23 protein-coding genes and 2 pseudogenes are annotated in these 25,452 nt (G+C 62.8%); 14 read left to right on the top strand and 11 right to left on the bottom strand.

The window, feature by feature from the left end:
* Positions 1 to 12: 12 nt before the first annotated feature.
* The 7 genes and pseudogenes from D3872_RS23085 to D3872_RS23055 all read right to left on the bottom strand — a co-directional run bounded on the left by D3872_RS23085 (position 13) and on the right by D3872_RS23055 (position 6,821).
* Entirely contained in the window at positions 13 to 1,059 is a 1,047-nt protein-coding gene (locus tag D3872_RS23085) for an RNA-guided endonuclease InsQ/TnpB family protein (protein WP_119812966.1), read from the bottom strand.
* Positions 1,060 to 1,252: 193 nt separating this feature from the next.
* Positions 1,253 to 2,080 carry a fumarate/nitrate reduction transcriptional regulator Fnr gene (fnr, locus tag D3872_RS23080; protein ID WP_119812965.1) on the bottom strand — a complete coding sequence of 276 codons (828 nt, stop codon included), beginning with the start codon at positions 2,078 to 2,080 and terminating at the stop codon, positions 1,253 to 1,255.
* A gap of 212 nt (positions 2,081 to 2,292) precedes the next feature.
* Positions 2,293 to 2,931: a response regulator gene (locus D3872_RS23075; RefSeq protein WP_119812964.1), complete on the bottom strand. Its 639-nt coding sequence runs from the start codon at positions 2,929 to 2,931 to the stop codon at positions 2,293 to 2,295.
* The gene (locus D3872_RS23070) at positions 2,921 to 4,447 is read right to left on the bottom strand and encodes a hybrid sensor histidine kinase/response regulator (RefSeq protein ID WP_229459492.1); all 1,527 of its coding nucleotides are present in this window, start codon (positions 4,445 to 4,447) and stop codon (positions 2,921 to 2,923) included. The genes D3872_RS23075 and D3872_RS23070 overlap by 11 nt, the downstream gene beginning before the upstream one ends.
* Positions 4,444 to 4,812, bottom strand: a pseudogene (locus D3872_RS23065) (response regulator); the annotation flags it as partial. The gene D3872_RS23070 and the pseudogene D3872_RS23065, both read right to left, overlap by 4 nt.
* A 547-nt stretch (positions 4,813 to 5,359) precedes the next feature.
* Positions 5,360 to 6,391, bottom strand: coding sequence for a PAS domain-containing protein (locus tag D3872_RS23060; RefSeq protein WP_119812962.1), 1,032 nt, complete (start codon positions 6,389 to 6,391; stop codon positions 5,360 to 5,362).
* Between the two features lie 25 nt (positions 6,392 to 6,416).
* Entirely contained in the window at positions 6,417 to 6,821 is a 405-nt protein-coding gene (locus tag D3872_RS23055) for a TraR/DksA family transcriptional regulator (RefSeq protein ID WP_182915905.1), read from the bottom strand.
* A gap of 122 nt (positions 6,822 to 6,943) precedes the next feature.
* Between D3872_RS23055 and D3872_RS25885 the strand changes: the two genes are divergently transcribed.
* The 8 genes and pseudogenes from D3872_RS25885 to D3872_RS23020 all read left to right on the top strand — a co-directional run bounded on the left by D3872_RS25885 (position 6,944) and on the right by D3872_RS23020 (position 16,787).
* Positions 6,944 to 7,099: a hypothetical protein gene (locus D3872_RS25885; RefSeq protein WP_182915904.1), complete on the top strand. Its 156-nt coding sequence runs from the start codon at positions 6,944 to 6,946 to the stop codon at positions 7,097 to 7,099.
* 71 nt (positions 7,100 to 7,170) lie between these two features.
* A complete protein-coding gene (locus D3872_RS23050; protein WP_119812960.1) occupies positions 7,171 to 9,417 on the top strand; it encodes a TonB-dependent receptor in 2,247 nt (748 codons plus the stop codon).
* Between the two features lie 11 nt (positions 9,418 to 9,428).
* Positions 9,429 to 10,679 (top strand): sialidase family protein, encoded by a 1,251-nt coding sequence (locus tag D3872_RS23045; protein WP_147373975.1) that lies wholly within the window; start codon positions 9,429 to 9,431, stop codon positions 10,677 to 10,679.
* Positions 10,663 to 11,163, top strand: a complete 501-nt coding sequence (locus D3872_RS23040; RefSeq protein WP_147373974.1) for a TlpA family protein disulfide reductase — start codon at positions 10,663 to 10,665, stop codon at positions 11,161 to 11,163. Before D3872_RS23045 ends, D3872_RS23040 begins: the two co-directional genes overlap by 17 nt.
* A 110-nt stretch (positions 11,164 to 11,273) precedes the next feature.
* Complete coding sequence (locus D3872_RS23035; RefSeq protein WP_119812957.1) at positions 11,274 to 11,738, top strand: hemerythrin domain-containing protein; 465 nt, start codon at positions 11,274 to 11,276, stop codon at positions 11,736 to 11,738.
* Between the two features lie 159 nt (positions 11,739 to 11,897).
* Positions 11,898 to 13,571, top strand: a complete 1,674-nt coding sequence (ipdC, locus tag D3872_RS23030; protein ID WP_119812956.1) for an indolepyruvate/phenylpyruvate decarboxylase — start codon at positions 11,898 to 11,900, stop codon at positions 13,569 to 13,571.
* 155 nt (positions 13,572 to 13,726) lie between these two features.
* On the top strand, positions 13,727 to 14,209 hold the full coding sequence (locus D3872_RS23025; RefSeq protein WP_119812955.1) for a cupredoxin domain-containing protein: 483 nt from the start codon (positions 13,727 to 13,729) through the stop codon (positions 14,207 to 14,209).
* A 120-nt stretch (positions 14,210 to 14,329) separates the two neighbouring features.
* A pseudogene (locus D3872_RS23020) lies at positions 14,330 to 16,787 on the top strand (adenosylcobalamin-dependent ribonucleoside-diphosphate reductase).
* Between the two features lie 42 nt (positions 16,788 to 16,829).
* Here the strand turns inward: D3872_RS23020 and D3872_RS23015 are convergent.
* Together D3872_RS23015 and hemN are read right to left on the bottom strand one after the other, a co-directional pair.
* Complete coding sequence (locus tag D3872_RS23015) at positions 16,830 to 17,135, bottom strand: c-type cytochrome (RefSeq protein ID WP_119812954.1); 306 nt, start codon at positions 17,133 to 17,135, stop codon at positions 16,830 to 16,832.
* A gap of 182 nt (positions 17,136 to 17,317) precedes the next feature.
* Positions 17,318 to 18,760: an oxygen-independent coproporphyrinogen III oxidase gene (hemN, locus tag D3872_RS23010; RefSeq protein WP_229459491.1), complete on the bottom strand. Its 1,443-nt coding sequence runs from the start codon at positions 18,758 to 18,760 to the stop codon at positions 17,318 to 17,320.
* Between the two features lie 387 nt (positions 18,761 to 19,147).
* Here hemN and D3872_RS23005 point away from each other — a divergent pair, with 387 nt between their 5' ends.
* The 6 genes from D3872_RS23005 to D3872_RS22980 all read left to right on the top strand — a co-directional run bounded on the left by D3872_RS23005 (position 19,148) and on the right by D3872_RS22980 (position 24,129).
* Entirely contained in the window at positions 19,148 to 21,424 is a 2,277-nt protein-coding gene (locus D3872_RS23005; protein ID WP_119812953.1) for a nitric-oxide reductase large subunit, read from the top strand.
* Positions 21,425 to 21,493: 69 nt separating this feature from the next.
* Entirely contained in the window at positions 21,494 to 21,757 is a 264-nt protein-coding gene (locus D3872_RS23000) for a DUF2249 domain-containing protein (protein WP_119812952.1), read from the top strand.
* Positions 21,758 to 21,776: 19 nt separating this feature from the next.
* Positions 21,777 to 22,253 carry an RrF2 family transcriptional regulator gene (locus D3872_RS22995; RefSeq protein WP_119812951.1) on the top strand — a complete coding sequence of 159 codons (477 nt, stop codon included), beginning with the start codon at positions 21,777 to 21,779 and terminating at the stop codon, positions 22,251 to 22,253.
* Complete coding sequence (locus D3872_RS22990) at positions 22,234 to 22,614, top strand: SirB2 family protein (protein WP_119812950.1); 381 nt, start codon at positions 22,234 to 22,236, stop codon at positions 22,612 to 22,614. The genes D3872_RS22995 and D3872_RS22990 overlap by 20 nt, the downstream gene beginning before the upstream one ends.
* Positions 22,615 to 22,621: 7 nt before the next feature.
* Complete coding sequence (locus D3872_RS22985) at positions 22,622 to 22,858, top strand: DUF2249 domain-containing protein (protein ID WP_119812949.1); 237 nt, start codon at positions 22,622 to 22,624, stop codon at positions 22,856 to 22,858.
* Positions 22,858 to 24,129, top strand: a complete 1,272-nt coding sequence (locus D3872_RS22980; protein WP_147373973.1) for a hypothetical protein — start codon at positions 22,858 to 22,860, stop codon at positions 24,127 to 24,129. The genes D3872_RS22985 and D3872_RS22980 overlap by 1 nt, the downstream gene beginning before the upstream one ends.
* Here D3872_RS22980 and D3872_RS22975 read toward each other — a convergent pair.
* Positions 24,117 to 24,797, bottom strand: coding sequence for a Crp/Fnr family transcriptional regulator (locus D3872_RS22975; RefSeq protein ID WP_119812947.1), 681 nt, complete (start codon positions 24,795 to 24,797; stop codon positions 24,117 to 24,119). The genes D3872_RS22980 and D3872_RS22975 overlap by 13 nt on opposite strands.
* A 471-nt stretch (positions 24,798 to 25,268) precedes the next feature.
* A partial coding sequence (locus tag D3872_RS22970; RefSeq protein ID WP_147373972.1) for an NnrS family protein occupies positions 25,269 to 25,452 on the bottom strand: 184 nt, incomplete at its 5' end.

The following is a 25,452-nucleotide window of genomic DNA, read 5'->3' as shown; positions in this document are numbered from 1 at the left end:
GTCCTCCACGACCTAAAGGACGGGGATTCCTACAGCTAGCGTCGCACGTCCGCGACGGAGAATGTTTAGCGCAGCATTGAGATCACGATCATGTACCGCTCCGCAGTCACAGCAACGCCATTCCCTTATTCCAAGGTCTGCGATACCTTTCGGCCTCGAATCGGGAACAGCGCCGCAATTCGAGCAGATCTGGGTGGTAAAGCTTTCGTTCACTTCTTCAAACCAGGCGCCATGCTTAACAGCCTTGTACGCCAGTTGTGTACAGAAGGACGACCAGCCGACATCGTAGACGGACTTCGCCATGCTGGTTTTGGCGAGCGCGGAAGCATTGATATTTCCAACCACAATATAGTCGAACGCGCCGACGATGGCGCTGGTGCAAGTATGCAGGTAATGGCGGCGGCGATTGGCAATCTTTGTGTGGATCGCCGCGACCCGCTTTTTCTTGCGGGCGCGCTGGGCCACGGCCAGCGCCGCCTCGCTGGCACGGTAGATCTGCGGCGCCGCGATACGGCTGCCATCGCTCAGGGTAGCCAGGTTTTTCAAGCCAAGGTCGATTCCCACACCGCGCACCGGCAAGCGGGCAGACGGCGCCGGTACTTCAAGGACGATATTGAGGAACCAGTTGCCGCGCCGGTCGCGCGAGAAGTTGGTCCCGTCGGTGATTTTGCCCTCGGGCAGCGCACGCGAATAAAACACGCGGAAGGTATTGCCGGCGAAGCGGAAGGCATTTCCTTCGCGTTTCAGTTCACGCCCTTTCAACGGCACCCAGCCCTGCGACTTCCTGCCCCGATAGCGAAGGTAGGGACGGCGCGACTGGGAGCGCGACTTCGCATACTGCTGGCACACGTCGTTGACGGTACCCGAGTGAAGTCCAAGCTCCTTGCTGCACCCCGTAGTGAGCTTGATCAGATCAAAACCGGTATGCCAGCGGCGACCGAAACGCAGCGCATCCTTTTGCCTGTCGTTGCAGTAGTTCCAGACGAAGTTGACTGCCCGGGCCTGCGTGTTCAGCAGGCCGGTCAGGGACTTGACGCGGTAGCGGTAAACCAGTTTCATCAAGGTTCGACAGCCATTGTCGACCATGGTTCCACTCTTAAAGCCAAGGCATCGACTGCTACGCAGTCGGCTCCTTTCACCCCGTCCTGAAAGGACGAGGTTTCTCGGAGCAAATCTGATGAAAAACTGTCGCAGCTTCGCCTTCCGGCTGCGCCGGAGACCGGCCAAACTGCGCTCGCCGGACATCGGCAGCTCAGGCCGCGATACGGTGCTGGACCATACCCATGGCCTTGCCCGGCCTGGGCTGGACCTTGGCCGCAGACTTGAAAGTTCCCGCCGTTCCCATCCCCGCCGACAGTGCACGCAGGCTCGCCAAGTCCAGGATTTCAACCTCGCGATTGTCCACCTCGATCCATCCACTTTTCCGGAATGCAGAAATCAGGCGACTGACGCTCTCGATGGTCAGCGACAAATAGCTGCCGATCTCTTCGCGCGACATGCGTAGCTGGAAGCTGGTGGCGGAATAGCCGCGTGCCGCATGGCGCGCCGATAGGCCCAGCAGGAAAATGGCGAAACGCTGTTCAGCCTTGGCGCTCCCGAGGAAGAGCATTGCCCCCTGCTCCCGTGAAATTTCGTTACTCATGATGCGGTGGAAGTGCTGCATCAGGCGAGGCAGTTGCGTCAGCATCTCCTCCAGGTCAGCGTAGGAGATTTCGCACACCTCGCTGTCCTCCAATGCAAGCGCGCCGCAATGGTGGCTGCCGCCGCCGATTGCATCCAAACCGAGCAGGTCGCCGGTCATTTGAAACCCGGTAATTTGTTGCGAACCGTGTGCGTCAAGCTGGTAGGTCTTCAACTGACCGAACCGGACCGCATACAGGTTCCTGAACGGGTCGCCCATGCGATACAGGCTCTCGTCACGCTCGAGCCTGCGCCGCCGTACGACCAGCTTGTCGAGCTGCCCCAACTCGGTGGAACTCAAACCGTGTGGCAGGCACAGAGTTTTCAGCGAGCACACCGAGCATTTCGCCATTTCCGTGTGCGCTGCGAGCGAGGGAACGATGCGAATTGACTTGCTCATGATAGGTCCGGGTCCAATGAAAGGTCTGCGAGGCTCACCGCGCCGTCACAGGCGGGTGAGTGCAGCCATTATCGTGGAACGGGAAATTATTCAGTATCGGTTATCCCGGCGACTTGCTGTACGGGAAACCCAGCAGACGCCGTCAAGATTCCCCTACAAAATGGACCATTCTGGCCTTACCCCGGCGGCCCGGCACCTTGCAGGATCCCGGTTCAAATCAGGCCGTGCTCCAGGGCATAGCGTGTCAAATCAGCATTGCTGGACGCGCCCATCTTCTCGAGGATACGGGTGCGATAGGTTGTGACGGTGTTTGGACTCAGGCTGAGCGTTTCGGCAATCTTGACCAGGCTGTCCCCGGCGGCAATCGCTTTCATGACCTCCAGTTCCCGGTTCGACAGTTCATCGTGGCTGGCCGCGCCCGCGCCTCCGACCAGGGTCGCGAGTTTTTCCATCAGCGAGGGAGTGACATACTTGCCCCCGGCGGCAGCCTTGCGCACAGCGGCGACCAGGACGCCGGCTGGTACGTCCTTGGTCAAATAGCCAGCGGCACCGAGCTTGAACGCGCGCACGGCGTAGATTTCTTCGGAGTAGGTACTCAAGATCAGGACCGCCAGCTTCGGCTTCTCGGCGCGCAAGATCTTGAGCAAATCCAGTCCGTTCTTCCCCGGCATGGTGACGTCGACCAGCGCGACGTCGAAGTCGCGCTGGCGGACCAGCTCCAGCGCCTCCGGGACGCAGGTGGCTTCGCCTTCGACGCTGATCTGCTCCGCCTCGCCAAGCATCAGCCTGACTCCATTGCGCGCAATCGCGTGGTCATCGACCAGCAGAACCCTGATTTGATTAGCCGACACGGTTGTCCTCCAAAGGAAGCTGCAAGAACAGGACGGTGCCCTGCCCCGGGACGCCGGAAATGCGCAGCTCGCCACCAAAATGGCGCGCCCGCTCTGTCATCCCCAAAACACCCCACGATTCGCGGTTGAGCAGCCGGGACGGGTCGATCCCCTTGCCGTCATCGCGCACCGTGACGTGCAGGTCGGCACCCTGGCGTTCCACCCGAACGGCAGCCAGCGATGCATCCGCATGACGCACCACATTGGTCAATGCTTCCTGGACGATCCGGAACACCATCGTACTGCGCGCGGCATCGAGTTCCTCGCCGGCGACCGAGGCATCGATTTCGCAACTGCAGGCAAGGCCTGAGCGACGCTCGATCTGATCGGCGTACCATTCCAATGCCGCCCAAACACCCAGCTGGTCGAGCACGCTGGGCCGCAGGTCGGTGATCACCTTGCGTACAGTCCCGATTGCATCTTTGGCCAGACAGGCAGCATCGGCCAGCAGGGGATCAGGCGCCGCACCACTCGCGCGAGCACGTTCCATGGCGACGGAAATATAGGAGTGGATGCCCGATAAGAATCCGCCGAGTTCGTCGTGAACCTCGCGCGCGATACGGATGCGCTCATCTTCCTTGATCGTCTCCTGGTGCGCCGCCAGGCGGCGCAGCTCGTCACGCGTCTGGCGCAGCGCTTCCTCGGCCAGTTTGTGGTCGGTGATATCGATCAGCATGCCCTGGATCAGCGGCTCGGGCCCCGCATCGGCGATGGCCCTTGCCTCGTCGCGAAACCAAAATATCCTGCCGTCACGCGAGCGCATCCGGTACTCATGGCGCAGGTCGGTGCCGCCACGACGGCTGGCCTCGATTGCCTGCACCGCGCCGGCACGGTCATCTGCGTGTATCTGCTGCGCGTGCAGGGCGGGCGATGCCAGCCACTCGCCCGGGGAGAAGCCAAGCAACTGGATTTGCGGGCTGATGTAACGCAGGGCCGGCGCTTCCCCAGTCGACGCCGCGTAGGTAATGGCCGGTACCTGCTCGACCAGGGTGCGGAACCTGGCTTCAATCTGGCGCTTCTCGTTGACCAGGCGCCGCTCGCGGAGCATGCGGCGGATCGCACCGGGAAGCAGCTCGAGATAATGCCGGTCAACATCCTTGACCAGGTAATCGCGCGCGCCGCGCCGGATAGCTTCGGCCGCGACGGTGGCGCTGTCGGCGCCGGTCAGCATCATGACCGGAATCGCCGCCCCTGCCCCACCCAGCAGCCGCTCGATGAATTCCAGGCCAGTCAGATCGGGCAGCTGATAGTCGAGCAATATGCAGTCAAGGCTCTCCGTCTGTGCAAGGTGCAGGCCCTCCTCCCCGGTCTCGGCTTCCAGCAGGAGGTATTTGCCCTTGAAATCGCGTTCGAACATGCGCCTGCAGGCTATCCGGTCGACCATGTCGTCTTCGACAATCAACACGCGCATCGGCAGGTCCACGCCGTCGGCATGGGTCGATGCGGAGGATGGAACGGTCCTGCCAATCGCGTTCATGGGAGCTCGCTGATGGTCCAGTAACTGTCGATCGAGCGCATCATCTCGACGAACTTGCGATAGTCCACAGGCTTGACCATATACCCAGCGACCCCCAGGTTAAAGCTGCTCACCTTGTCCGGCTCCTCGGCCGAGGTCGTGAGCACGATCACCGGAACGCGCCGCAGATGCTCGTGACGCTTGATCGCGTCCAGGAACTCGATTCCATTCATGACGGGCATGTTCAAGTCGAGCAAAATGATGCATGGCTGTTCGCACTCAGGATCATTCAAATATGCAAGCGCGGCCTCGCCATGTTCCATGTTGACGACCGGATTGGCGACATTAATTTCGCCGAACGCACGCCGGATCGTCATGACATCGACGGCGTCGTCCTCGAGACCAGGATTGGCCTGTTTTAACCTTCATTGCCTCTCCCTGTCCGACCGCGTCGAGCGCACACCTGTTTTTGGCACGGTAAACCGAGAAGGACGCCCCCTCGCCCACGACCGACTCTTACCCAGACTTTACCGTGTACATCTCAACATTTTCTTGACCCCAAGGCGCCAAAGTCGAAACCCGGTACTTTTCTACCCGGTCGCGGGCGCCAGCGTCTGGAACAGGCTGGAAAATCGCGGTCGAATGGCGGCTTTCGATGCCAGGGGTTTACTCGATACGGAGAATCGCCAGGAACTCGCCACGCGTCGCACACAGGCAACCCGCACGAATCGCCATGCGGGTTTTATCCATGTACTTGATTGCATTTGAAACCAAGGTTCTGGAAAACTGCTGCAACACGGGTCGGTTTCGGCCAGGACGACAGGCATCGGTCCGTCGATGCCGTCGACCGCTGTGCGGCAGGCGGCGCAGCAACGTGCCACATTGTCCACGCCAGCTCACTAAACGTTCACCGCATAGGGTTGGGCTCCTGATTTACGGCCGACGCGTGAAGTATTGGAGCATAGCCGTGATTGAGTCCACTCCTGCGGTGCAACACCAGTGTGCAGCAAGCGCATGTGCTCGCGCCTGCGTCGTCGAATCTATCGGCGTAATTGCGGTCGAGATCCGTCGGCCAGGGAGCCGATCCCACGCGGGGCGCCTTGAGGTCCGTCGCGAGACGACGTAATGCGAATTCGTCAGCCTCTTCATTTGGCCGCAATGTAACTTCCTGCGCATGAAGGCGGTTGCGTTCCGTCCGCCTTCTGCTCTCTGAAATATCGGCGCCCATGCCGGTAAACATGTGGCGGGCGCCAGCTGCATCTCCACCACCGTCAATTCCATCGGGAATATGGCGCCGTCCTTGCGCAGGCCTTCCACCTCGCGCCCCTTGCCGATGATTCTCTTTTCGCCGGTGCGCAGATAGTGCTGCATGTAGCCGTCATGGCGCTGGCGGTGCGGTGGCGGCATCAGCATCGAGACGTTCTGACCGGCCACTTCTGCCTCGGCATAGCCGAACAATCGTTGCGCCGCGGGATTGAGCCGCTCCAGGATGCCGCGCTCGTCAATCGTGATGATGGCATCGACCGCGGTCTCGAAAATGGCACGCATGCGTGCCTCGCTCTCCTGCAGCGCCCGCTCAGCGAGCTTTCTATCGGTAATGTCATGGATTGTTGCCATGACCAGCGGGCGCCCCTGCGCGGTCTGAAGCGGCGAGAGGCTCACCTCGACGGGAAATTCCTTGCCGCTGGCATGCTGGGCAAGCAGTTCGACGCCCGCGCCCATCGCGCGCGAATACGGATGGCCAAAGAAATCGCTGCGTTGGCCGCTGTGGACGCGGCGGAATCGCTCCGGCAGGAGGGTTTCCAGCACCTGCCCGGTCAAGGCTCCGCCGGCATGGCCAAACATCGATTCGAGCGCAGGATTTGCCAGGATGATGCGCCCCTCACGATCGACGATGAGCATCGCGTCGATTGCCGACGCGAGTAACCATTCGAGGCTTTGTCCTTCGATGACGAGATCGCTCATTCAAAATTCCTGCAGAAAACTTGCATTACTCCATTTTACTTCCTGCCCGGGCAGAATCACAGGTCCGATGCCGTTCGACATGTTGCTGGCACGCGAGACACATATGGGCGGTCGGTTGGGCACGCATGCGGGCAAGGGAAATGTCGTTGCCACAGCTGGCGCAGGTTCCGTAACTGGCCGTGGCCATGCGGGCAAGCGCGGCGTCGATGGCCCGCAACTCCGCAGTTTCATGTTGCAGGAAGCCGATATCCATCTCAGCGAGTATCGTTGCGGCGGCACCATCACCCGCACCACTTGCCTCGGCCAGGCGCCGTTGTCCATGGTCGCCCTCCCGATACAGGTATGCGCGCATCTCCTGAAGCAGCTTCGACCGGCGATTTTGTAGAATCGCTTCCAAAGCCTTGATCTGGTCGCCATTCAGGTAGGTCACATTACTCTCCAAAATAGAACGAACGGCGGCTGCCGACGGGGGCATCGCTACGCTCAGACTGATCTGACTAAATTTGGATCAAATGTAGCGCCACGCACCGCACAAGTCAGCCCCAGGACTTGATGTCGATCAAGAAAGCAATAAATTTCCTTCACCCTTCCTCGTCCCGGCCCGACATCGCCGATAACGGCACGGCTGCGGCCATGGGCTTGGCCGCAGCGTCAAACAGCACGGGCACAAACGGCAGGCCAGGCGACTGGGTGCTGTTTAACTTTTGATTCAGGTCAATGAAATTTCCCGTTCATTCCGGGAACATCAGCGCAACCCATAATGATCTAGCTCAAACACTATGAAGAAAAATATTGACCGCCCAAACCTGACAACGCGCAAGACGAGGTTGCCGATGCGCCTGGCGCTTGCATCGCTGATACTCGGCGCCTGGACTCCGTGGTCCGTCGCCCGGCAATCGCCTGACAGCGAAATGGCAATGGTGTACGTCAGTGCCAGCCGCAGCCAGACGCGGGTCGAACAAATGCCGCTTCACACCACAATCATCTCGCAGGAACAGATTCGCACCTCGGCGGTGCAGACGCTTGACCAGTTGCTGCGCGACGTACCCGGCATGAACTTCAGCGCAGTTCCAGCAGCGTTGTCCGATCCCACAGGACATCAAACCAGGATGCGCGGCCTGGGGAACGCCAAGGTGCTGATGTTGCTCGACGGGATGCCGATGCACGATCCCTTCTACCTGACCACCCAGTGGTTCAAGGTGCCGCTATCGAACGTCGAGCGCGTTGAAATATTGCGTGGCGGGAATTCCAGCCTGTGGGGCAACATGGCCGTCGCGGGTGTCGTCAACATCGTGACGAAGCGGCCACGCGCCAATGCGGGCGAGGTGCAGGCAAGTGCCGGCACAGCCGGCACATGGAGCGTGGCAGCCAGCCGCGACCTTGCATTGTCGGACACCGTACGCATGAACCTTGCCGCCGATGTGCATCACATGGAGGGCTACCAAGGGACGCCCGACGCCTACCGGTATCGCTTCCCGGAGCGCCAGGCGACCACGGCGGACAATCGGAACGTCTCGCTGACGCTCCATGTCCAGCCGGACGACACCTTGCGCGGCTATGTGCGCCTTGGTTACCATGTCCAGGATCAACAGATCAGTTACCGCTATGGCGAAAACCTGCAGAGGAGCCCGGACATTGCTGTCCATGTCGAGAAAAAGCTTCCGAACCGCACAAACGTCGAGGCCAACGCGTGGTCGCAGTATGTCGCGTTCGATAAGCTCAACGGCAATACCTGCTATTACCAGGGCGGCACCGTTTGCCTGACCAGTACAAGTGCCGCGCTCACGCCGCAGGCGGCAACTCGCGACGTCATTCAATTCTATTCGCAACAGGGCCGGCTGCGCTATCGCGAAAGCGGCAGTTCGCTACTGTACTCGACGAGAATCAGTCCCCTCATCTATGCGGCCACTGCCGGCGTCGACTTCCGTCGCCTCTCGGCCGAGGACACTGAACTGTTTTACAACACGCCCGTTTCCCCGGCGGCGCCACAGGGCCGCTTCGATAACGCGACGACCGGACATGGCGTCCAGACCTTTCACGGCGTGTTCGGCCAAATCAAGCTGGCGCCGCTGGACGCGCTGGACATGACCATCAGCGCCCGCGTCGACCGCTATGCCATTGACGATCGCGACAATCGCCGCACCCTCGCTTCCGGCGTACAAACCGGTGGCCCGCTGCCGGCCTGGGACAAGACAGCGCTCGACCCGAGCGTGGCGGTGCGTTATTCGCTTGGCGATTCCCTGTCCCTGCGCGCCGCAGCATACAAGGCATTCCGCGCACCAGGTTTCAACAACCTCACCCGGACCTTCGGAACCGGCACCAGCACCACAATCGCCAATCCGAACCTCACCACTGAGAACCTGCGCGGATGGGAATCAGGCGGCGACTACCGGCGCGGCGGCTTCTCGCTGGGCGCGACCTACTTCCACTATGACATCGCCGACATGATCGCCACCTTCACCGCGCGCTCCGGCGCCGCGCCAGAGTACGTGCAACTCATCTGCGGTGGCTCGAAACTGCCGACTTGCGGGGGAGCGGCGCGCTATTACACCAACGATCAGGATGGACGCGCGCACGGCATTGAAGCGGTCGCGAGCTGGCGCCGCTCCAGACAGCTCACTGTCGACGGATTTGTCACGCGCACCCGGACCTACCTCACCCGCCGAGGCAGCGTAGTAACAGATCCGCTGCATGAACAGCTGGTGGGGGTACCTGAAAATATCGCCACGCTCGGCGCCACCTGGTCACCCACCGAGGCATGGCGCACACGCCTGCAGGGCCGCTACACAGGCCCGATGTCGCTCGATACGACCAGCGTCGCTGGCGTGCGCGTCAGGCAGGGCGGCTACAGTGTGTGGGACCTGAGCACGGAATACCGCTGGTCGAAGGCCGTCGCGCTGTTCTTCCGCGCCACCAATCTGGCTGACCGGCGCTACAGTGAAAACGCCTATGCGGCCAGCCAGGCCTATAACCAGACCTTGTCGCCGCCGCGTACGCTGTCGACAGGCGTACGCGCCAGCTTCTAAGGAGAGATCGAATGCGTCAACCGCGTCGAGATGCGCTGGCCGCCCTGGTGGCCGCAGCCACCGCAATGGCACTACCGGCATGGGCCCACGCCAGCAGCGCCGCAGCAACGTCACGATCCGCACCGAAGCGGCAAGGGCGCAGCCAGCGTCCGCTCGCCACGTCGGCTGCCTTCGATGCACAAGGGCGGCTCTGGGTTGCCTGCGTCGAACATGCGCCGGCACCCGGCAATGCTGGCGCCGTATCCAATATCACCCTGGCCTGGACTGCCGACGATGGCCGCTCATGGTCCCCTGCCCAGCGCGTGCTGCGTACGCCGGAGCCGGTCGAAGCCAATGGCGAAGGGCGTCCCAAGCTCGCATTCGGCCCAGCCGGCCAGGTGTATGTGACGTTCACGCGACCGTCGGCAAAGCCCCACACGGGCGATATCCGCTTCGTGCGCGCTGGCGCGGCTGGCACGGACTGGTCCGACCCGATCACCGTGCAGCGCGACCGGACGGTGACAGGCCATCGTTTTGACAGCCTGATCGTCGATCGCAACGGGCGGATTTTCGTCGCCTGGATCGACAAGCGTGACGGCGACAGGGCACGAGCGACCGGTCTGGCCTACCGCGGCGCCGCCATCTACTATGCCGTGTCAAGCGATGACGGCAGGAGTTTCGCGGTGGAGGCGAAGCTGGCGGACCACTGCTGCGAATGCTGCCGCATCGCCCTGTCCCTGAACGAAGAGGGCGAGGTAGTCGCCATGTGGCGTCATATTTTCGACCCGAACGTGCGCGATCATGCGCTGGCCGTGCTGCACGCGGGCGGGAAGCCCGGCGCGCTGAAGCGGGCCAGCTTCGACGATTGGCGCATTGACGCCTGTCCGCACCACGGACCTTCATTGGACTTTGATGCCACCGGCCGCCGCCATCAGGTGTGGTTCAGCGCCGGCGACGACGGCGGCGTGTTTTATGCCGCCGCCCCTGGCGGCACGCCTGGCAGCCCGGTCAGGCTCGGCTCAGCCCAGGCCGGGCATGGCGAGGTACTTGCTGCGGGAAGCACGATCGCTGCGGCCTGGAAGGATTTTGACGGCCAGGCGACACGGGTGTTGTCGCGCCATTCCACCGATGGCGGCGCCACATGGCATGAACGTGTCCTGGCTTCCACCAGCGGCAATTCCGACCACCCGCACCTGGTACGGCGCGGCCACGATATTATCCGGCTGGTGTGGCATACAGAAAACGAAGCGATCGTCGTGCGTCGCATTGAGGGGCAATCATGACCTGGCTGAAACTACTTGCAGCTGTTCTGTTCGCTTTATTGTTCCGTCCCTGGCATCGGCGCAGGCCGCGAAGGCATTTGACGCACAGAGTCTTGACCGGATCGTGGCAAGTCACAAAGGCAAGCCTTTCCTGCTGCTGGTCTGGTCGATGGACTGCGAATTTTGCCAGGCGAGTTTGAATAACATGGCGAAGGCGCGCGCGAGCCACCCTGGACTCGACATCGTCACCGTGTCCACCGATCCCATCGGCGACCGCGCCCTGGGAGCGCAAATGCGCAAGCGTCTGGCGTCCTTGTCACTTGCCGACGAGTACTGGAGCTTCGGTAGCGACTCTCCAGAGCGCCTGCGCTTTGCGCTGGACCCGCGCTGGCGCGGAGAGAAGCCGCGCAGCTATTGGTACGATGCTGACGGGCGACGCACTGCGTACTCAGGAACGGTCACGCCGGAAAAACTCAACGAATGGCAGCACAAACAGGCACGCTGACACAGCATTGATCGATATCGCATGCGGCATGAAATCCATAACTTGAGTTAAGGACTGAACGGCCGCAGGGGCCGACAATCGATGCGTCGGCAATCTGAATCGGAGACACTATGGAAACCCTGGCCAGTTATTTGGAGCAAGATCACGTTCATTGCGACGCCCTGTTCCGCGCAACCAACGAATCAGCGTGCGCCGGCCGCTGGCCACAGGCTACGCGCGAGATGGCGGCCTTCCAGCATGCACTGGAACGCCACTTGCTCATTGAAGAGCGGATCCTCTACCCCGCTTATGAGAACGCCCTTGGACATGCCGCCGGACCGACGCTTTCCATGCGCGCCGAACATCTGCGCATTCGCGCCGTCGTGCAACGCCTTACCGACGCCGTGCGCGCACAGGACAGGGTCGCCTTCTTCAACCACGCCGATGCCTTCTTGCTGATGATGCACCAGCACAGCGAAAAGGAGGAAGGAATTGTCTATCCAAGAATCGCGCGGGTGCTGGCCCATGCCAGCAATGATCTTTTGAGTGCCATGCGCGCGTATGGAACATATGAAGGAAGCACGCGGGTGGCGTAAGCCCGCGACGGCGATGCCGACCATAAAGCGTGGCGGCAAGCCACTGGCGCCGGCTGGACGCGGATTCCTTAATGCAGTTCAAGGCGGGCTCCGGACCGCCCGGGATACATTGCGGATGAACAAGATTTGCCTCCCCAACTCTTCAACCGAGTCCCTTCCATGAACCTGTCACAGGCACTACTGCACGCCCTCCACGATCACGGCGCGCGCGAGATTTTCGGCATACCCGGCGACTTCATACTGGCATTCTTCCGGCAGGTTGAAACCACCGGCATCCTGCCGATGTATACCCTCAGCCATGAGCCCGCCGTCGGCTTTGCCGCCGATGCGGCAGCGCGCTACCATGCCCGGCTCGGCGTCGCCGCTGTCACTTATGGCGCCGGCGCGCTCAACATGGTCAATGCGGTCGCCTCGTCGTATGCGGAGAAGGTACCGCTGGTCGTCATCGCGGGCGCACCGGGAGCCGCCGAGCGAACCAGCGGCTATCTGCTGCACCACCAGGCCAAGACGCTCGACTCGCAACTGGCCATTTTCCGCGAGATCACCTGCGACCAGGTGGTGCTCGACGATCCGGCGCGCGCCCCCCAGGACCTGGCCCGGGTGCTGGCCAATTGCCTGTCCCGGTCGCGGCCGGTATATGTCGAACTGCCGCGCGATCTGGTCCATGCGCCGTGCGCGCAGGTACCACGCCTTTCTGCTCCGCGCCCCGAGGCGCGCACCGTGGCCGCCTGCGCCGCTGCGGTGCTGGCGCGGTTGTCGCAGGCACGCTCGCCGCTCCTTCTGGTGGGCGTGGAAATCCGCCGTTTCGGCATCGAGCACAAGGTGGCACGTCTGGCCCGGTTGCTTAACATCCCGGTGGCCACTACCTTCATGGGACGTGGCCTGCTGGCCGATACCGATGCCCCCTTGCTCGGCACCTACCTTGGACTTGCTGGCCCGGCCCCGCTGACGGCGGCGGTCGAGCAGTCTGACGCATTGCTGATGCTGGGCGTGATCGTCTCCGATACCAACTTCGGTGTATCAGCCAAAAAGATCGACCTGCACGGCAGTATCCAGGCCTGCGACGGCGCCGTCACGATGGATTACCGGGTGTACCCGGATGTAACGCTGGAAGCGCTGGTCGACGCATTGCTGGAACAAGGCCATGCCCTTGGCAATGCTGCGCAAGACCTGCGGCCCGCCGTCTATCCCCTTGGCTTGGAGCGCGACGCCGCGTCGATTGCACCGCGTGACATCGCGCGGGCACTCAATGACGTACTGGCGAGCCACCCGGGGTTGCCGCTGGCGGCCGACATTGGCGACTGCCTGTTTACGGCGCTCGATATCGCCCATACGGACCTGGTCGCGCCAGGCTACTACGCCACCATGGGCTACGGGGTACCTGCCGGTTTGGGCCTGCAGGCGGCCGGCGCAGGCCGCCCGGTCATCCTGGTCGGCGACGGCGCCTTCCAGATGACCGGTTGGGAACTGGGCAATTGCCAGCGCTACGGCTGGGATCCGATCGTCATCGTGTTCAATAATTGCAGCTGGGAGATGCTGCGCGCGTTCGAGCCGGACGCCGGCTTCACCGACCTGAGCGACTGGCACTTTGCCGATATGGCGCCCTCGCTCGGCGGACGCGGCTGCCGCGTCTCGACGCGGGCCGAACTGGGCGTCGCTCTCGACGCCGCCCTTGGCCGGCGCGGCCGCTTTGAGCTGATCGAAGTGATGATCCCTCGCGGTACCGTGTCCGATACCCTCGAGCGCTTTGTCCAGGGCGTGCGCCGCTTGCAGCAGCCTGTCGTCGCGGCCGTACCGCTGGTCGGGTGCCTCGACCTCGAGCCCGCCCTCTGAAATGAACTGGGCCTGGCATGGCCAGGCCGGCACGAACCTGGTGGCAGCATGAGCTGCGCCAGCGTACCGGCAAGGCTTGTTCACATGTGTGCTCAATAATGCTTTTAAACTGGGCGTTCGCGCCGCCGCTATCTTCCCTCCCGAAAGGATACGCAATGACACGCTACTTCGCCGCCGCTGTTTGCGCTGCCGTCTTGTCCACGCCACTGCCAGCGCTCGCCCACCCGGAAACCGGGATGAGCGCCATCGCCCACGGCGCAACTGTCACTGGCGCCGGGCGGGCGGGCGATGCGTCGCTCGTCGCGCGCACGGTGGCCATCGGCATGGCCGATTCGATGCGCTTTTCGCCCGGCGAACTGCTGGTCACGCGCGGTCAGACGCTGCGAATCGTCGCGCGTAATGATGGCCAGGTGCTGCACGAGATCGTGCTGGGAACGCCGGAGGAAATTGCGCGGCACCGCGAGGCAATGCGGCGCGATCCGGGAATGACCCACGGCGCGCCCAACATGGCGCACGTGGCACCGGGCAGGAGTGAGCAGATCGTCTGGAAGTTCGACCAGCCGGGAAAATTCGAGTTTGCCTGCCTGCTTCCCGGGCATTACGAGGCGGGCATGAGCGGCACGATCGCCGTGCAATGACCAGTGCCGGAGGCGCTGGAAAATTCTTAGCCTGCTTCAAGGAATTCGCGCTGCGCTTGGCGGATAGTGAGGTGCTCTGGCGCCATAGTGGCGACCAGTATTACCTGACCCAGGACAAGAATGAACGCGAACGAAAAAATACTTAACCGGTCTCTCCCTGCGCAGGAGGTCACGGTCGATGTGTTGTGCGAAAAATACGCGAAAGGCAGCGAAAATACAGTCGGCGCGGTCCAGGCCCGCGTGGCCCGCTCGCTTGCCCAGCATGAAAGCGCAGAGCTGCGCGACACCATGGAAGAAAACTTCCTGTGGGCCCAGCTGCACGGATTCATTCCCGCCGGACGCATCAATTCCGCGGTCGGCATGGGCATGAAGGCTACCTTGATGAACTGCTTCGTGCAGCCGGTCGGCGACTCGGTAACGGGCTCGCATGACGGCCTGCCCGGCATCTACACGGCGGTGGCTGAAGCCGCCGAAACCATGCGCCGCGGCGGCGGGGTCGGCTACGATTTCAGCGCCATCCGGCCATGCGGCAGCAAGGTGAAAGGCACCCACTCGCGGGCCTCGGGACCGGTGTCGTACATGGAAGTGTTCGACGCCTCATGCAAGACGGTCGAATCGGCTGGGGCCCGCCGCGGCGCGCAGATGGGCGTGCTGCGTATCGACCACCCCGATATCGAACGCTTCATCGCCGCCAAGCATAACGGCGCCTTCACCAACTTCAACCTGTCGATCGCCGTCACCGACGCATTCATGCAGACGCTCGAGGCAGGCCAGGCGTTTGAGCTGGTACACGCGGCCGAACCGGCCGACGACCAGATCGCTGCCGGCGCCTTCCAAAGGCCGGACGGCCTTTGGGTGTACCGCAGGCTCGACGCTGCGGCGTTGTGGCATGCCGTGATGACCTCCACCTACGACCACGCCGAACCGGGAGTGCTGTTCATCGACCGCATCAATGCCGAGAACAACCTGTATTACGCCGAGCGCCTGTGCGCTACCAACCCGTGCGGCGAGCAACCCTTGCCGCCGTATGGATGCTGCGATCTCGGTTCGCTCGACCTGACCCGCTTCGTCGAGCGGCCATTCACCCCCGAGGCGGCGATGGACTTCGCCCGCATGCGCGAGGTCGCTGCCATCGGCGTGCGCATGCTCGACCTGGCGCTCGACGCGACCGAATGGCCGCTGCCGCAGCAGGCCGAAGAAGGACGCAGCAAGCGCCGCGTGGGACTCGGCTTCCTGGGGCTGGGCAGCGCGCTTGTGATGCTTGGCATCGCCTACAACAGCGACGCCGGACGGGCAATGGCGGCGCGCATCGCCGAGGAGCTGCGCGACGCGGCCTATGCCGCCTCGATCGCCCTGGCGCGCGAGAAGGGGCCTTTCCCCCTGTTCGACGCGCAAGCCTACCTTGGCGGCCAGTTCGTGTCGCGCTTGCCGGTGAGCCTGCGCGCGCAGATCGCCAAACATGGCATCCGCAATTCCCACCTGCTGTCGATCGCGCCAACCGGGAGCATCACGCTCGCCTTCGCCGACAATGCCTCGAATGGCATCGAACCCGCGTTCTCGTGGGTGTACCAGCGCAAGAAGCGCATGGCCGATGGCAGCACACGCAGCTACGAAGTGGCCGACCATGCGTGGCGCCTGTACCGCCACCTCGGGCACGATGTGAGCGAGGACGCAAGGCTTCCTCCCCAGTTCGTCACGGCCCTGCAGATGGCCGCGCGCGACCACCTGGGCATGATGCAGGCGGTGCAGCCATTCATCGACACGGCCATTTCCAAGACGGTCAACGTGCCGGCCGATTATCCCTACCAAGACTTCAAGGACCTGTACCGCAACGCCTGGCGCGCAGGCCTGAAGGGCCTGGCGACCTACCGTCCCAGCCCGGGCCTGGACAGCGTCCTGAGCGTCGCCGCCCCGGCGCAGCCACCGGCATTGCCCGACGAAGACCCGCTGCGCAAGCGTTTCGACAGCCGCCCGTCAGGGGAACTCGAATCGGTCACCTGCAAGATCCGCTACACCACGCAGGAAGGCACCAAGGCTGCGTACCTGACAGTGAGCTTCATTCGCGCCGAGGGGCGCCTGGCCGGTCAGCCCGTTGTCATCGAGCGGCCGTTCGAGTTTTTCATGCCCGCCAACCAGCGCAGCGACGGCCAGCAGTGGATCACCTCCACGATGCGCCTGCTGTCGTTGGCCGCGCGCGCTGGCAGTTCGGTGGCGAAAGCGCTGGCGGACATGCGCGAAGTGGTGTGGGAGAAGGGACCGGTGCGCTGCGGCAGCCTGACCCGCGACGATGGCACCGAAGTCCCCGTATTTCATGACTCCGAAGTGGCGGCGATCGCCTTCATGCTGCAGCGCGTGCTGATACGGCGCGGTTTCCTCGACCGCTATGGCAACCAGGTCCCGGTGGCCGAACTGGGGCGCCAACTGGCTGCCGCAACTGCCGCTGGCAACGATGGCAGCGGCGCCGGCGCTGGAGCCGCGGGCGGGACGCAAGTGTCCGGAATGCGGTGCATACGCGCTGCGCAAGATCGATGGCTGTAGCCATTGCGGCGAGTGCCACTACATCGGCAGCTGCGGCTAGCATGCCTGTGGCCCGGCACTAGCCGGGCCAGCTTACTTCCGATTATCGCGCCAGCACCCACTTGGCGAGCACCTGGGCTTCCGTCGCGCTGACGCCGTTAGGCGGCATGGCCATCGGCCCCCACACGCCAGTGCTGCCTTTGGTGATGCTGGCGATCATTTTGGCCTCCGCATCCTTTTGCCCCTTGTACTTGGCCGCTACGTCGCGAAACGCCGGGCCAAGCACCTTCTTGTCGAGCGCATGGCAGCCCATGCAGTTCTTGGATGTCGCCAGCTCGGCGCTGGCGCGGGCCTGCCCGCTCATGACGGCGCTTGCGCCGACGAGTAAAACAAATACCAGGGTTTTCATATACATCTCCAAAAAAATGGCCGCAAACTCGGCCAAACAATTGTAGAGCGGACCTGCCCGCGCAGGAAGCAGGCGCGGCACCGGCTGCGCAAATCCTTGAACTGCTTTAAGGAAGGGCTGCGCCGCCTGGACGCCGCGCCATCATCCGCCCCTTGCGGGAGCCCAATGGCGCGTGCTGCGCCTCAGATGGTTTTCGAGTAGCGCATGCGCTGCAAGGGAATGTCGCTCGGTGTGCCGAAGTATTTATCGAACACCATGCACAGGTTGCGCACCAGCAGTCGGCCTTTCGGCGTGACTGTCAGCGACGACGGCGACAGCTCCAGCAGGCCATCGCGCTCGAACTCGCGCAGGCGCGCCAGTTCGCTGGCGAAATAGGCATCGAACTCGATGCCGTGCGACCGCTCCACCGAGCATACACTCAGGCTGAAGTCGCACATCAGGCGCCCGATCACATCGCGCCGGATCACGTCGTCGGGCGTCAGTTCGATGCCGCGCGCTACCGGCAGGTGGCCGGCGTCCAGGCCAGCGTAGTAACGCTCCAGCGATTTTTCGTTCTGGCAGTACGAGTCACCCACGGCGCTGATGGCCGATACGCCGCACGACACCATGTCGGTGTCCGCATGCGTCGAATAACCCTGGAAGTTGCGGTGCAGCTGCCCGCTGCGCTGGGCGACCGCCAGTTCGTCGTCCGGCTTGGCGAAATGATCCATCCCGATGTACACGTAGCCGGCGGCGGTCAGGCGCTCGATGCACAGGCCCAGCATCGCCAGCTTGTCCTGGTCCGACGGCAGGTCCGCATCCACGATCAGGCGCTGCGACTTGAACAGCTGCGGCATGTGAGCGTAGTTGTAGATCGAAATGCGGTCCGGGCTGGCCGCCACCACCTTGGCCAGCGTCTCGCCGATCGTCTTGAGGCTTTGCTTGGGCAGGCCGTAAATCAGGTCGATGCTGATGGAGCGGAAGCCCGCGTCCCTGGCGGCGGTGATGGCGTCGAGCGTGAGCGCGTCGGGCTGGATGCGGTTGACCGCTTTCTGCACTTCGGGGTCGAAATCCTGTACGCCGAGGCTGACCCGGTTGAATCCCTGGCGGCGCAGCGAGCGGATTCGCTCCGGGTCCACTGTGCGCGGATCGATCTCGATCGAATACTCGCCGCTGTCGTCGCCGGCAAACGTGAAGCGGCTGCGCAGGTGCGCCATCAGCTGCGCCATCTGGGCATCGGACAGGTAGGTGGGGGTACCGCCGCCAAGGTGCAGCTGTTCCACGCGCTGCCCGCTTCCCAGAAGAGCGGCCTGCATGTCGATCTCGCGCATCAGGTAGCCGAGGTAGATGGCGGCCTTCTCGTGCTCTTTGGTGATGATCTTGTTGCATGCGCAGTAGTAGCACAGCGATTCGCAAAATGGGATGTGCAGATAGAGCGAGAGCGGCAGGCGCGCCTTTTGCTGGCCCAGGCCGGCCACCACCGCGGCATACTCGGCGTGGCCATACCCAGCGCGAAAGCGGTCGGCTGTAGGGTAGGAGGTGTAGCGGGGCCCCTGCTGGCTCATTTTGGCGATCAGTTGGGCATCGAAGTGGACGGCAGGCGGGGTCGCGCCGGCTTGGCCGGTTGCCAGGGTGGTGTCACTCAATTGTGTTCTCCATAGGGTCGGTCGGCCGGCTTCGCCGGCAGTTTTAACAGGTATCTCAGATTCATGTTATCGGCCTGCCCGGCACGCTGCAATAACAAACACGCTCTCACGAAATATTTTTGCGCATAACTGGGCTATTCGGCAAAACTTGATCTGCATCATGTGCAGCTTGCTGCGCCGCCGGATAACATCGCCCCGTGCTGGTCAGTTCTGGTCTCTTCCTGCTGCCGGCAGCATCCCTTGTATGTTCGATTCTCTAAGGACCCGGCCAAAACTGATCAGCATCATTTTAAACATGCATTTTTTCTGCAGCTTATAACCAAACCAACAAGATGGATCTTCCAGCTCCACCTGTTTTATCTTCACAACATCAATAAGGAAACCGTCATGCACGCCACGCGCAAACTATGGACATGGCTGGCTGTCATCTGCGTACTTTCGTTCGCCGTCCTGCTCTGGGTCGGCCGCGAAATCTACCTGGAGGCGCCGCCGATCCCGATGCAGGTACGCAGCACCAACGGAGAGGTACTATTCTCCAAAGACCATGTTCAGCATGGCCAGCAGGCCTGGCTCTCAGCCGGCGGCCAGCAGCTCGGCACCGTCTGGGGCCACGGCAGCTACCTTGCCCCCGACTGGTCGGCCGACTGGCTGCATCGCGAGGCACTCGCCTTGCAAGACCTGTTCGCCGAGCGCGATCACAAGAGCGCCTACGCGGAGCTCGACGCCGGTTCCAAGGCGCGCATCGACGCCTTGGTGAAGACCGAGCTGCGCAACAATACCTATGACGCCAAGGCCGACGCGCTGGTGCTCTCGCCGATTCGCGCCGAAGCGGTTCGCCGCACCGCGCGCCATTTCGACGACCTGTTCGGCAACGCCAGCGCCCTCGACGCGCTGCGCGAACAGTACGCCATGACGCCCAACGCCCTGCCGGACGCGAATGACCGCAAGTCGCTGACAGGTTTCTTCTTCTGGACCTCGTGGGCCGCCGCGGCCGACCGTCCGAATGAGACCGGCCTGTCCTATACCAGCAACTGGCCGCACGAACCGCTCGTCGGCAACACGCCGACCGCAGGCGCGGGCATCTGGTCGATTGCCAGCGTCATCCTGATGATTGGCGCGATCGCCGGCATGGTCTTCTTCCACTCGACGCACAAGGAAGAGGAAGATCCGGTCCCGCCAAAGAACGATCCCCTGTTCGATCTCAAGCCGACCGCGTCGATGAAAGCCACGCGCAAGTACTTCTTCGTGGTGGCGGCCCTGATCCTGGCGCAAGTGGGCATGGGCGTGATTACCGCCCACTATGCGGTGGAAGGCACGAGCTTCTTCGGATATCCGCTGGCCGACATCTTGCCATTTACCGTCAGTCGCACCATCCATACCCAGTTCGCGGTGCTGTGGATTGCGACCGCCTGGCTGGCCACCGGCCTGTACATCGCCCCTGCCATTTCCGGCCACGAGCCGAAATACCAGGCGCTCGGCGTGAATGTGCTGTTCTACGCGCTGCTGTTCATCGTGGCCGGTTCGACCGTATTCGGCTGGCTGGGCACCCTGCAGAAGCAGGGCACCGACTTCGCATTCTGGATCGGCAACCAGGGCCTGGAATTTACCAGCATGGGCCGCGTGTGGCAGATCCTGCTGTTCGTCGGCCTGCTGTTCTGGGCCACCTTGCTCGGCCGCGGACTGTGGCCGGCGCTTAGGAAGCCTTCGGAAAGCCGCGGCCTGATCGCCATGGTGTTCCTGGCTGCGGTGTGCATCGGCGGCTTCTATGCCACCTCACTGACCTGGGGCAAGCACACCCACTATTCGATGGTTGAATACTGGCGCTGGTGGCTAGTCCACCTGTGGGTGGAAGGCTTCTTCGAAGTATTCGCTACCGCCGTCATCGCACTGCTGTTCACCCGCCTCGGTCTGATCCGCGCCGCTTCGGCCAACAGCGCCATCGTGCTGGAAACGATCGTGTTCCTGTTCGGCGGCATCCTGGGCACGCTGCACCATCTGTACTTCACGGGTACGCCGACTTCGGTCATTGCGATCGGTTCCATGTTCTCGGCGCTGGAAGTGGTACCGCTGTCGATCATTGGCATCGAAGCCTACCGCAACTACAAGCGTTCGCAAGCGGCGCCTTGGGTACAGAACTACAAGTGGGCGATCCTCTGCTTCATCGCGGTTGGTTTCTGGAACACCGTCGGCGCCGGCCTGCTGGGCTTTGCGATCAACACTCCGATCGCGCTGTACTACATGCAGGGCATGAACATGACTGCTGCCCACGGCCACGCGGCGCTGTTCGGCGTGTATGGCATGCTGGGTATCGGCCTGATGCTGTTCTGCCTGCGCGGCCTGACCAGCCGGCTGGCATGGTCCGATGCCGCCCTGCGTCCGATGTTCTGGATGCTCAATCTCGGCCTGTCCATGATGGTGTTCATGTCGCTCCTGCCTGCAGGCATCTACCAGGCATGGGCCAGCATCACCCGCGGTGTCTGGTTCGCCCGCTCGCCGGAAGTGGTTCACTCGCCCTTCATGGAAACCATGGTCTGGCTGCGCGTGCCGGGTGACATCGTGTTCTCGATCGGCGTCGCGTTCCTGATCCTGTTCATGTGGCGCCTCGTGTTCCAGAACCGGGCTGAACGCAAAGCCGCCGCTAGCTCGCTGGCAGGCGCCAAGTAAGTCCTGCACTGTTGCCGGCTGTGCCGATGGCGCAGCCGGCATTTATTCACCGCACTTTGGAGACCAACCATGTCCCACGATTGCTCCTCCCCCAACGCCGATGGCGGGGTATACTACTTCGACGCCCGCGGCGTCGCCCGGCGCTTCCGGCATGCTGCCATCTTCGGCGCACTCAGCGCGCTGACCGCGGGCGAAACCATGCGCTTCTACAATGATCACGATCCGCTGCCGCTGCTGCAGCAACTGGCCCAGCACTTCGGCCCGCGTCTGGAGCTTGTCTACGTGGCCCGTGACCCCGGTGAAATCATCCTTGATTTCAAGGTTGTAAGCTAAGACTGGTCCGGAGATCGACATGCGCCTGACCGACTACACCGACTACGCACTGCGGGTGCTCATGCATTTGGGGACTTACCCCGGCAAGACGATCACCATTCGCGAAATCGCCACCGTTCACGGTATCTCGCATAACCACTTGAGCAAGATTGTCTACCACCTCGGTACGCTCGGCGTATTAAGTACGCTGCGCGGCCGTGCAGGCGGCATCCAGTTGGCACGCGCCCCCGAGCAGATCATGCTCGGTACAGTCATCCGTATGACCGAACCCGATTTCCAGATGGTCGAATGCTTTTCCGAGCGGGATAGCAGCTGCGTGCTGGCGGGCCGCTGCGTGCTCAAACGCCTGCTCACTGAAGCGACCAGTGCCTTCCTCGACCGGCTCGACCGCGTCCCCTTGTCGACCCTGCTCGCGTTTCCACCGGGCCAAGGCAAGCTCGGTTGCCAGCCTTTCACAACGACGATGGATCGTACATATGTCCTACCTCATGCTTAAACATGCACACATGACGCTGGCTGCCATCAGCGGCACCTTCTTCCTGATACGAGGAATGTGGATGCTGGCCGCCTCGTCGATGCTCCAGCGCGCGTGGGTGCGCAGCATGCCGCACCTGGTCGATTCGCTGTTGCTGACCACGGCCATTGCGCTGGCGTGGTGGAGCGGCCAGTCGCCAGTGTCCAGCCCCTGGCTTGGGGCAAAGGTGGTAGCCCTGGTCGCCTATATCCTGCTTGGATCTGTCGCCCTCAAGCATGGCAAGACGCGTCTGGTGCGGGCAGGCGCCTTCATCGCCGCGCTCGGCTGCTTCGCCTACATCGGCGCCACGGCCATGACGAAAAATCCCCTGTTCTTCCTTTGAAAACGCCATGTCACAGTCAACCGACCTCCCTGAAGTATTCCTTGACCTGCGCGGCCTGTTCCCGCCCGAGCCTATGGAGCGCGTACTCGACGCGCTGGCAAGCCTGAAAACCGGGCAGCAGATACGCATGATGATCGAACGTGAGCCACATCCGCTGTTCCGCATGCTGGAGCGCAATGGCTACAGCTGGCACTGCACCGAGCCGGAGCCCGGCTTGTACCAGGTCGTCATCCAGGAGAGCTGATGCAACGGGCGCTTGCATATGCGCTTTCACCGGCGCCGGGAGTGCCATTGCGCTTCCTGCTGACCGCACCCTGGTTTGCGCTGATGGCGGCCCTGGTGCTGCTATGGGCCGGCGAAGCGGCGTTCGCCTCGCGCTGGTCCAGCGCCACGCTTGGCGCCACCCACCTCCTCACGCTGGGCTACCTGTCGATGGCCATGGCCGGTTCGATGCTGCAGCTGATCCCGGTTGTCACCGGCACGCCGCTCGCGCCATCACGCACCAGCGCCGCAGGGGCCTGGGGCGGGTTGGCGGTGGGGGCAATGCTGCTATCGGCGGCCTTGGGCCTGAACGCCAGCAGCCTGTTCCTGCCTGCCGCGCTGCTGCTGTCGGCCGCCTTTATCCTTTTTGCCATGCCGATCGCGAAGGCGCTGGCCGCACCGGCGCCGCGGCCGGCCATTCCCATGGTGCGGGGAATGCGCATTGCGCTTGGCGGCCTGGTGGCGACGGTGGCGCTTGGCGTTGCGCTGACCTTTCACTTTGGCGGGCACACGGTCCTTCCCGTAGTAATGCTGGCAGACCTGCATGCCGCCTGGGGACTGGTCGGCTGGGTCGCCATGCTGGTGGTGTGCGTGGCATTCCAGGTCATTCCCATGTTCCAGTCGTCGCAAATCTATCCGCCTCCGGTGACTCGCTATGGGCCCTGGATCCTCGCCGGGGCGCTGCTTGTCTGGAGCGCTGCCTGGATCGGCGCCCCGGATTTCGCAGCCATGGCAGGGATGCCGGCCGCTGCCGCCATGGCCGCCTTTGCCGCGCTGAGCGCGTGGCTGCTCGCCAGGCGCAAGCGCAAGGAGGCTGATGCGACTACGCTGTACTGGCGCCTGTCGCTGGGATGCCTGGCAGGCAGTGCGGTGCTGTACCTGATGCCCGCCGGCGAGAACATGGCGCTATTTATTGGCATTACGTTTGTCGGCGGCTTCGCGATGGGTGCGGTCAACGGCATGCTGTATAAAATCGTTCCCTTCTTGTTGTGGTACCACATGCAGCATGATCCGCATGCAAAGAAGGGCGACGTGCCGCCGATCCGTGCCATCCTGCCCGACGCTTGCGGGCGGCGGCAGTTCTGGTGGCATGCCGCCGCCCTGGCAGCGCTGCTGGCCGCCGTCCACTGGCCGCTGTGGCTGGCCAGGCCAGCCGCGGCATTGCTGGCAATCGCCAGCTTGCGCCTGGCGCTGGACCTCGGCAGCGCGGCGCTTCGGTGCCGCCGCATACAGGCGCGGTTTCAGCCCTCGTAGGTGCGCAAGCGTCCGACGTCGAGGATGGTGACCTGCCTGCCCTGGACTGCGATCATTCCCTGTTCGGTCAGATCGTGCAGCACGCGCGAAAAATACTCGGGCGTCAGGTTCAGGCGCGAGGCCAGCAATTTCTTGCTCACTTCCAGCGTGACCTGCGCGCCGTCGCCGTCCGGTTCGTTCTTGAGCAGGTAGCCGACGATGCGCTGGCTGCCGGAGCGCAGCGAATAAGACTCCACATCCTTGATCAGCCCATGCAGGCGCCGGCTCATCCCGGCCAGCATGCGGCGCGCAAAGGCGGGGTTGCGCTCCAGGGTTTCGAATACCGCCTCTTTGGCGATGTGCAGCAGCATCGTATCGGCCAGCGCCGTGGCGCCAACGATGTAGGGCTTTTCCATGAACATCAGGGCTTCTCCAAAACTGGAACCCGGCCCGACGATCTCGATGATCTTTTCATCGCCCCGTGCCGACAGGAAGCCCAGCTTGACCTGTCCGTAAACGACGATGTGAAAACCACGGCAAGCGTCGCCACGGTGGAAGATGGTCTTACCGCGGGGTACGTGCAGCTCCTGCGTTCCCGCGGCAATGTCCTGCAGTTCGTCGGGCGTGAAGTCGGCGAACAGCGGCAGGCGCCTGAGGAATTCGCGCGGGTCGATTTTTGACGTGAGCATGATGCGTCTTTCGAAAAATGGCAGTGAAAGCCGGAACTGCAGTAAATCGGGCAGGACGCGGAGTTACCCCGGCGTCCTCCCGCACCGCCGCACCTACGGTTCCGCGAACGGCGGCTCATGTAGTCGCCTGAAGCTGGCGCAGCTGTGCACGTGGCGACAGTAGTTATCGCACTGATGATCGATTTTGGGAAGGCCATTCATGTGCAGGGCGCCGGGCATTCGCTCAAGCTTGCCGTACAGTGTACTTTACCCGCTGCCCGATCAGTGTGCGCTCCGATAGCGCTTCAAAGCTGAAATAGGCGAAATTAGAAATTAGCCACGTCTGCCCTTGCCGGGTTGGCCAGGGACTTGCGCCTTAATGTGAGCACCCATGCCGGGCACACGAACAAGACCCGCATACGGCAGGTTCTGGCGAAATGGGCGGCATCAGTGTCCCGAGTCGGCGTCCGGCCTGGCACGACGCTCGTTCGACTAGCCTTCCTTCCCGTCAATCCGCGGCCGCCAGAGGTAAGGCGCGTACACCAACAGGAACAGGGCGAATGACAGGCTCCAGCAAGCGCCCGACACGGCCAGGCCGACTGCATACCACTGCGGCGGCGCCATGCCGGCCGCAACGCGGATCACGGCGCCAGCCTGGATCAGGGCATACATTGCC

Origin of the sequence: Massilia cavernae (assembly GCF_003590855.1) — a bacterium.
GTDB lineage: Bacteria > Pseudomonadota > Gammaproteobacteria > Burkholderiales > Burkholderiaceae_D > Telluria_A > Telluria_A cavernae.
The sequence above is the reverse complement of the archived record's forward strand: the minus strand, read 5'-3'. Positions and strand labels throughout refer to the sequence as shown.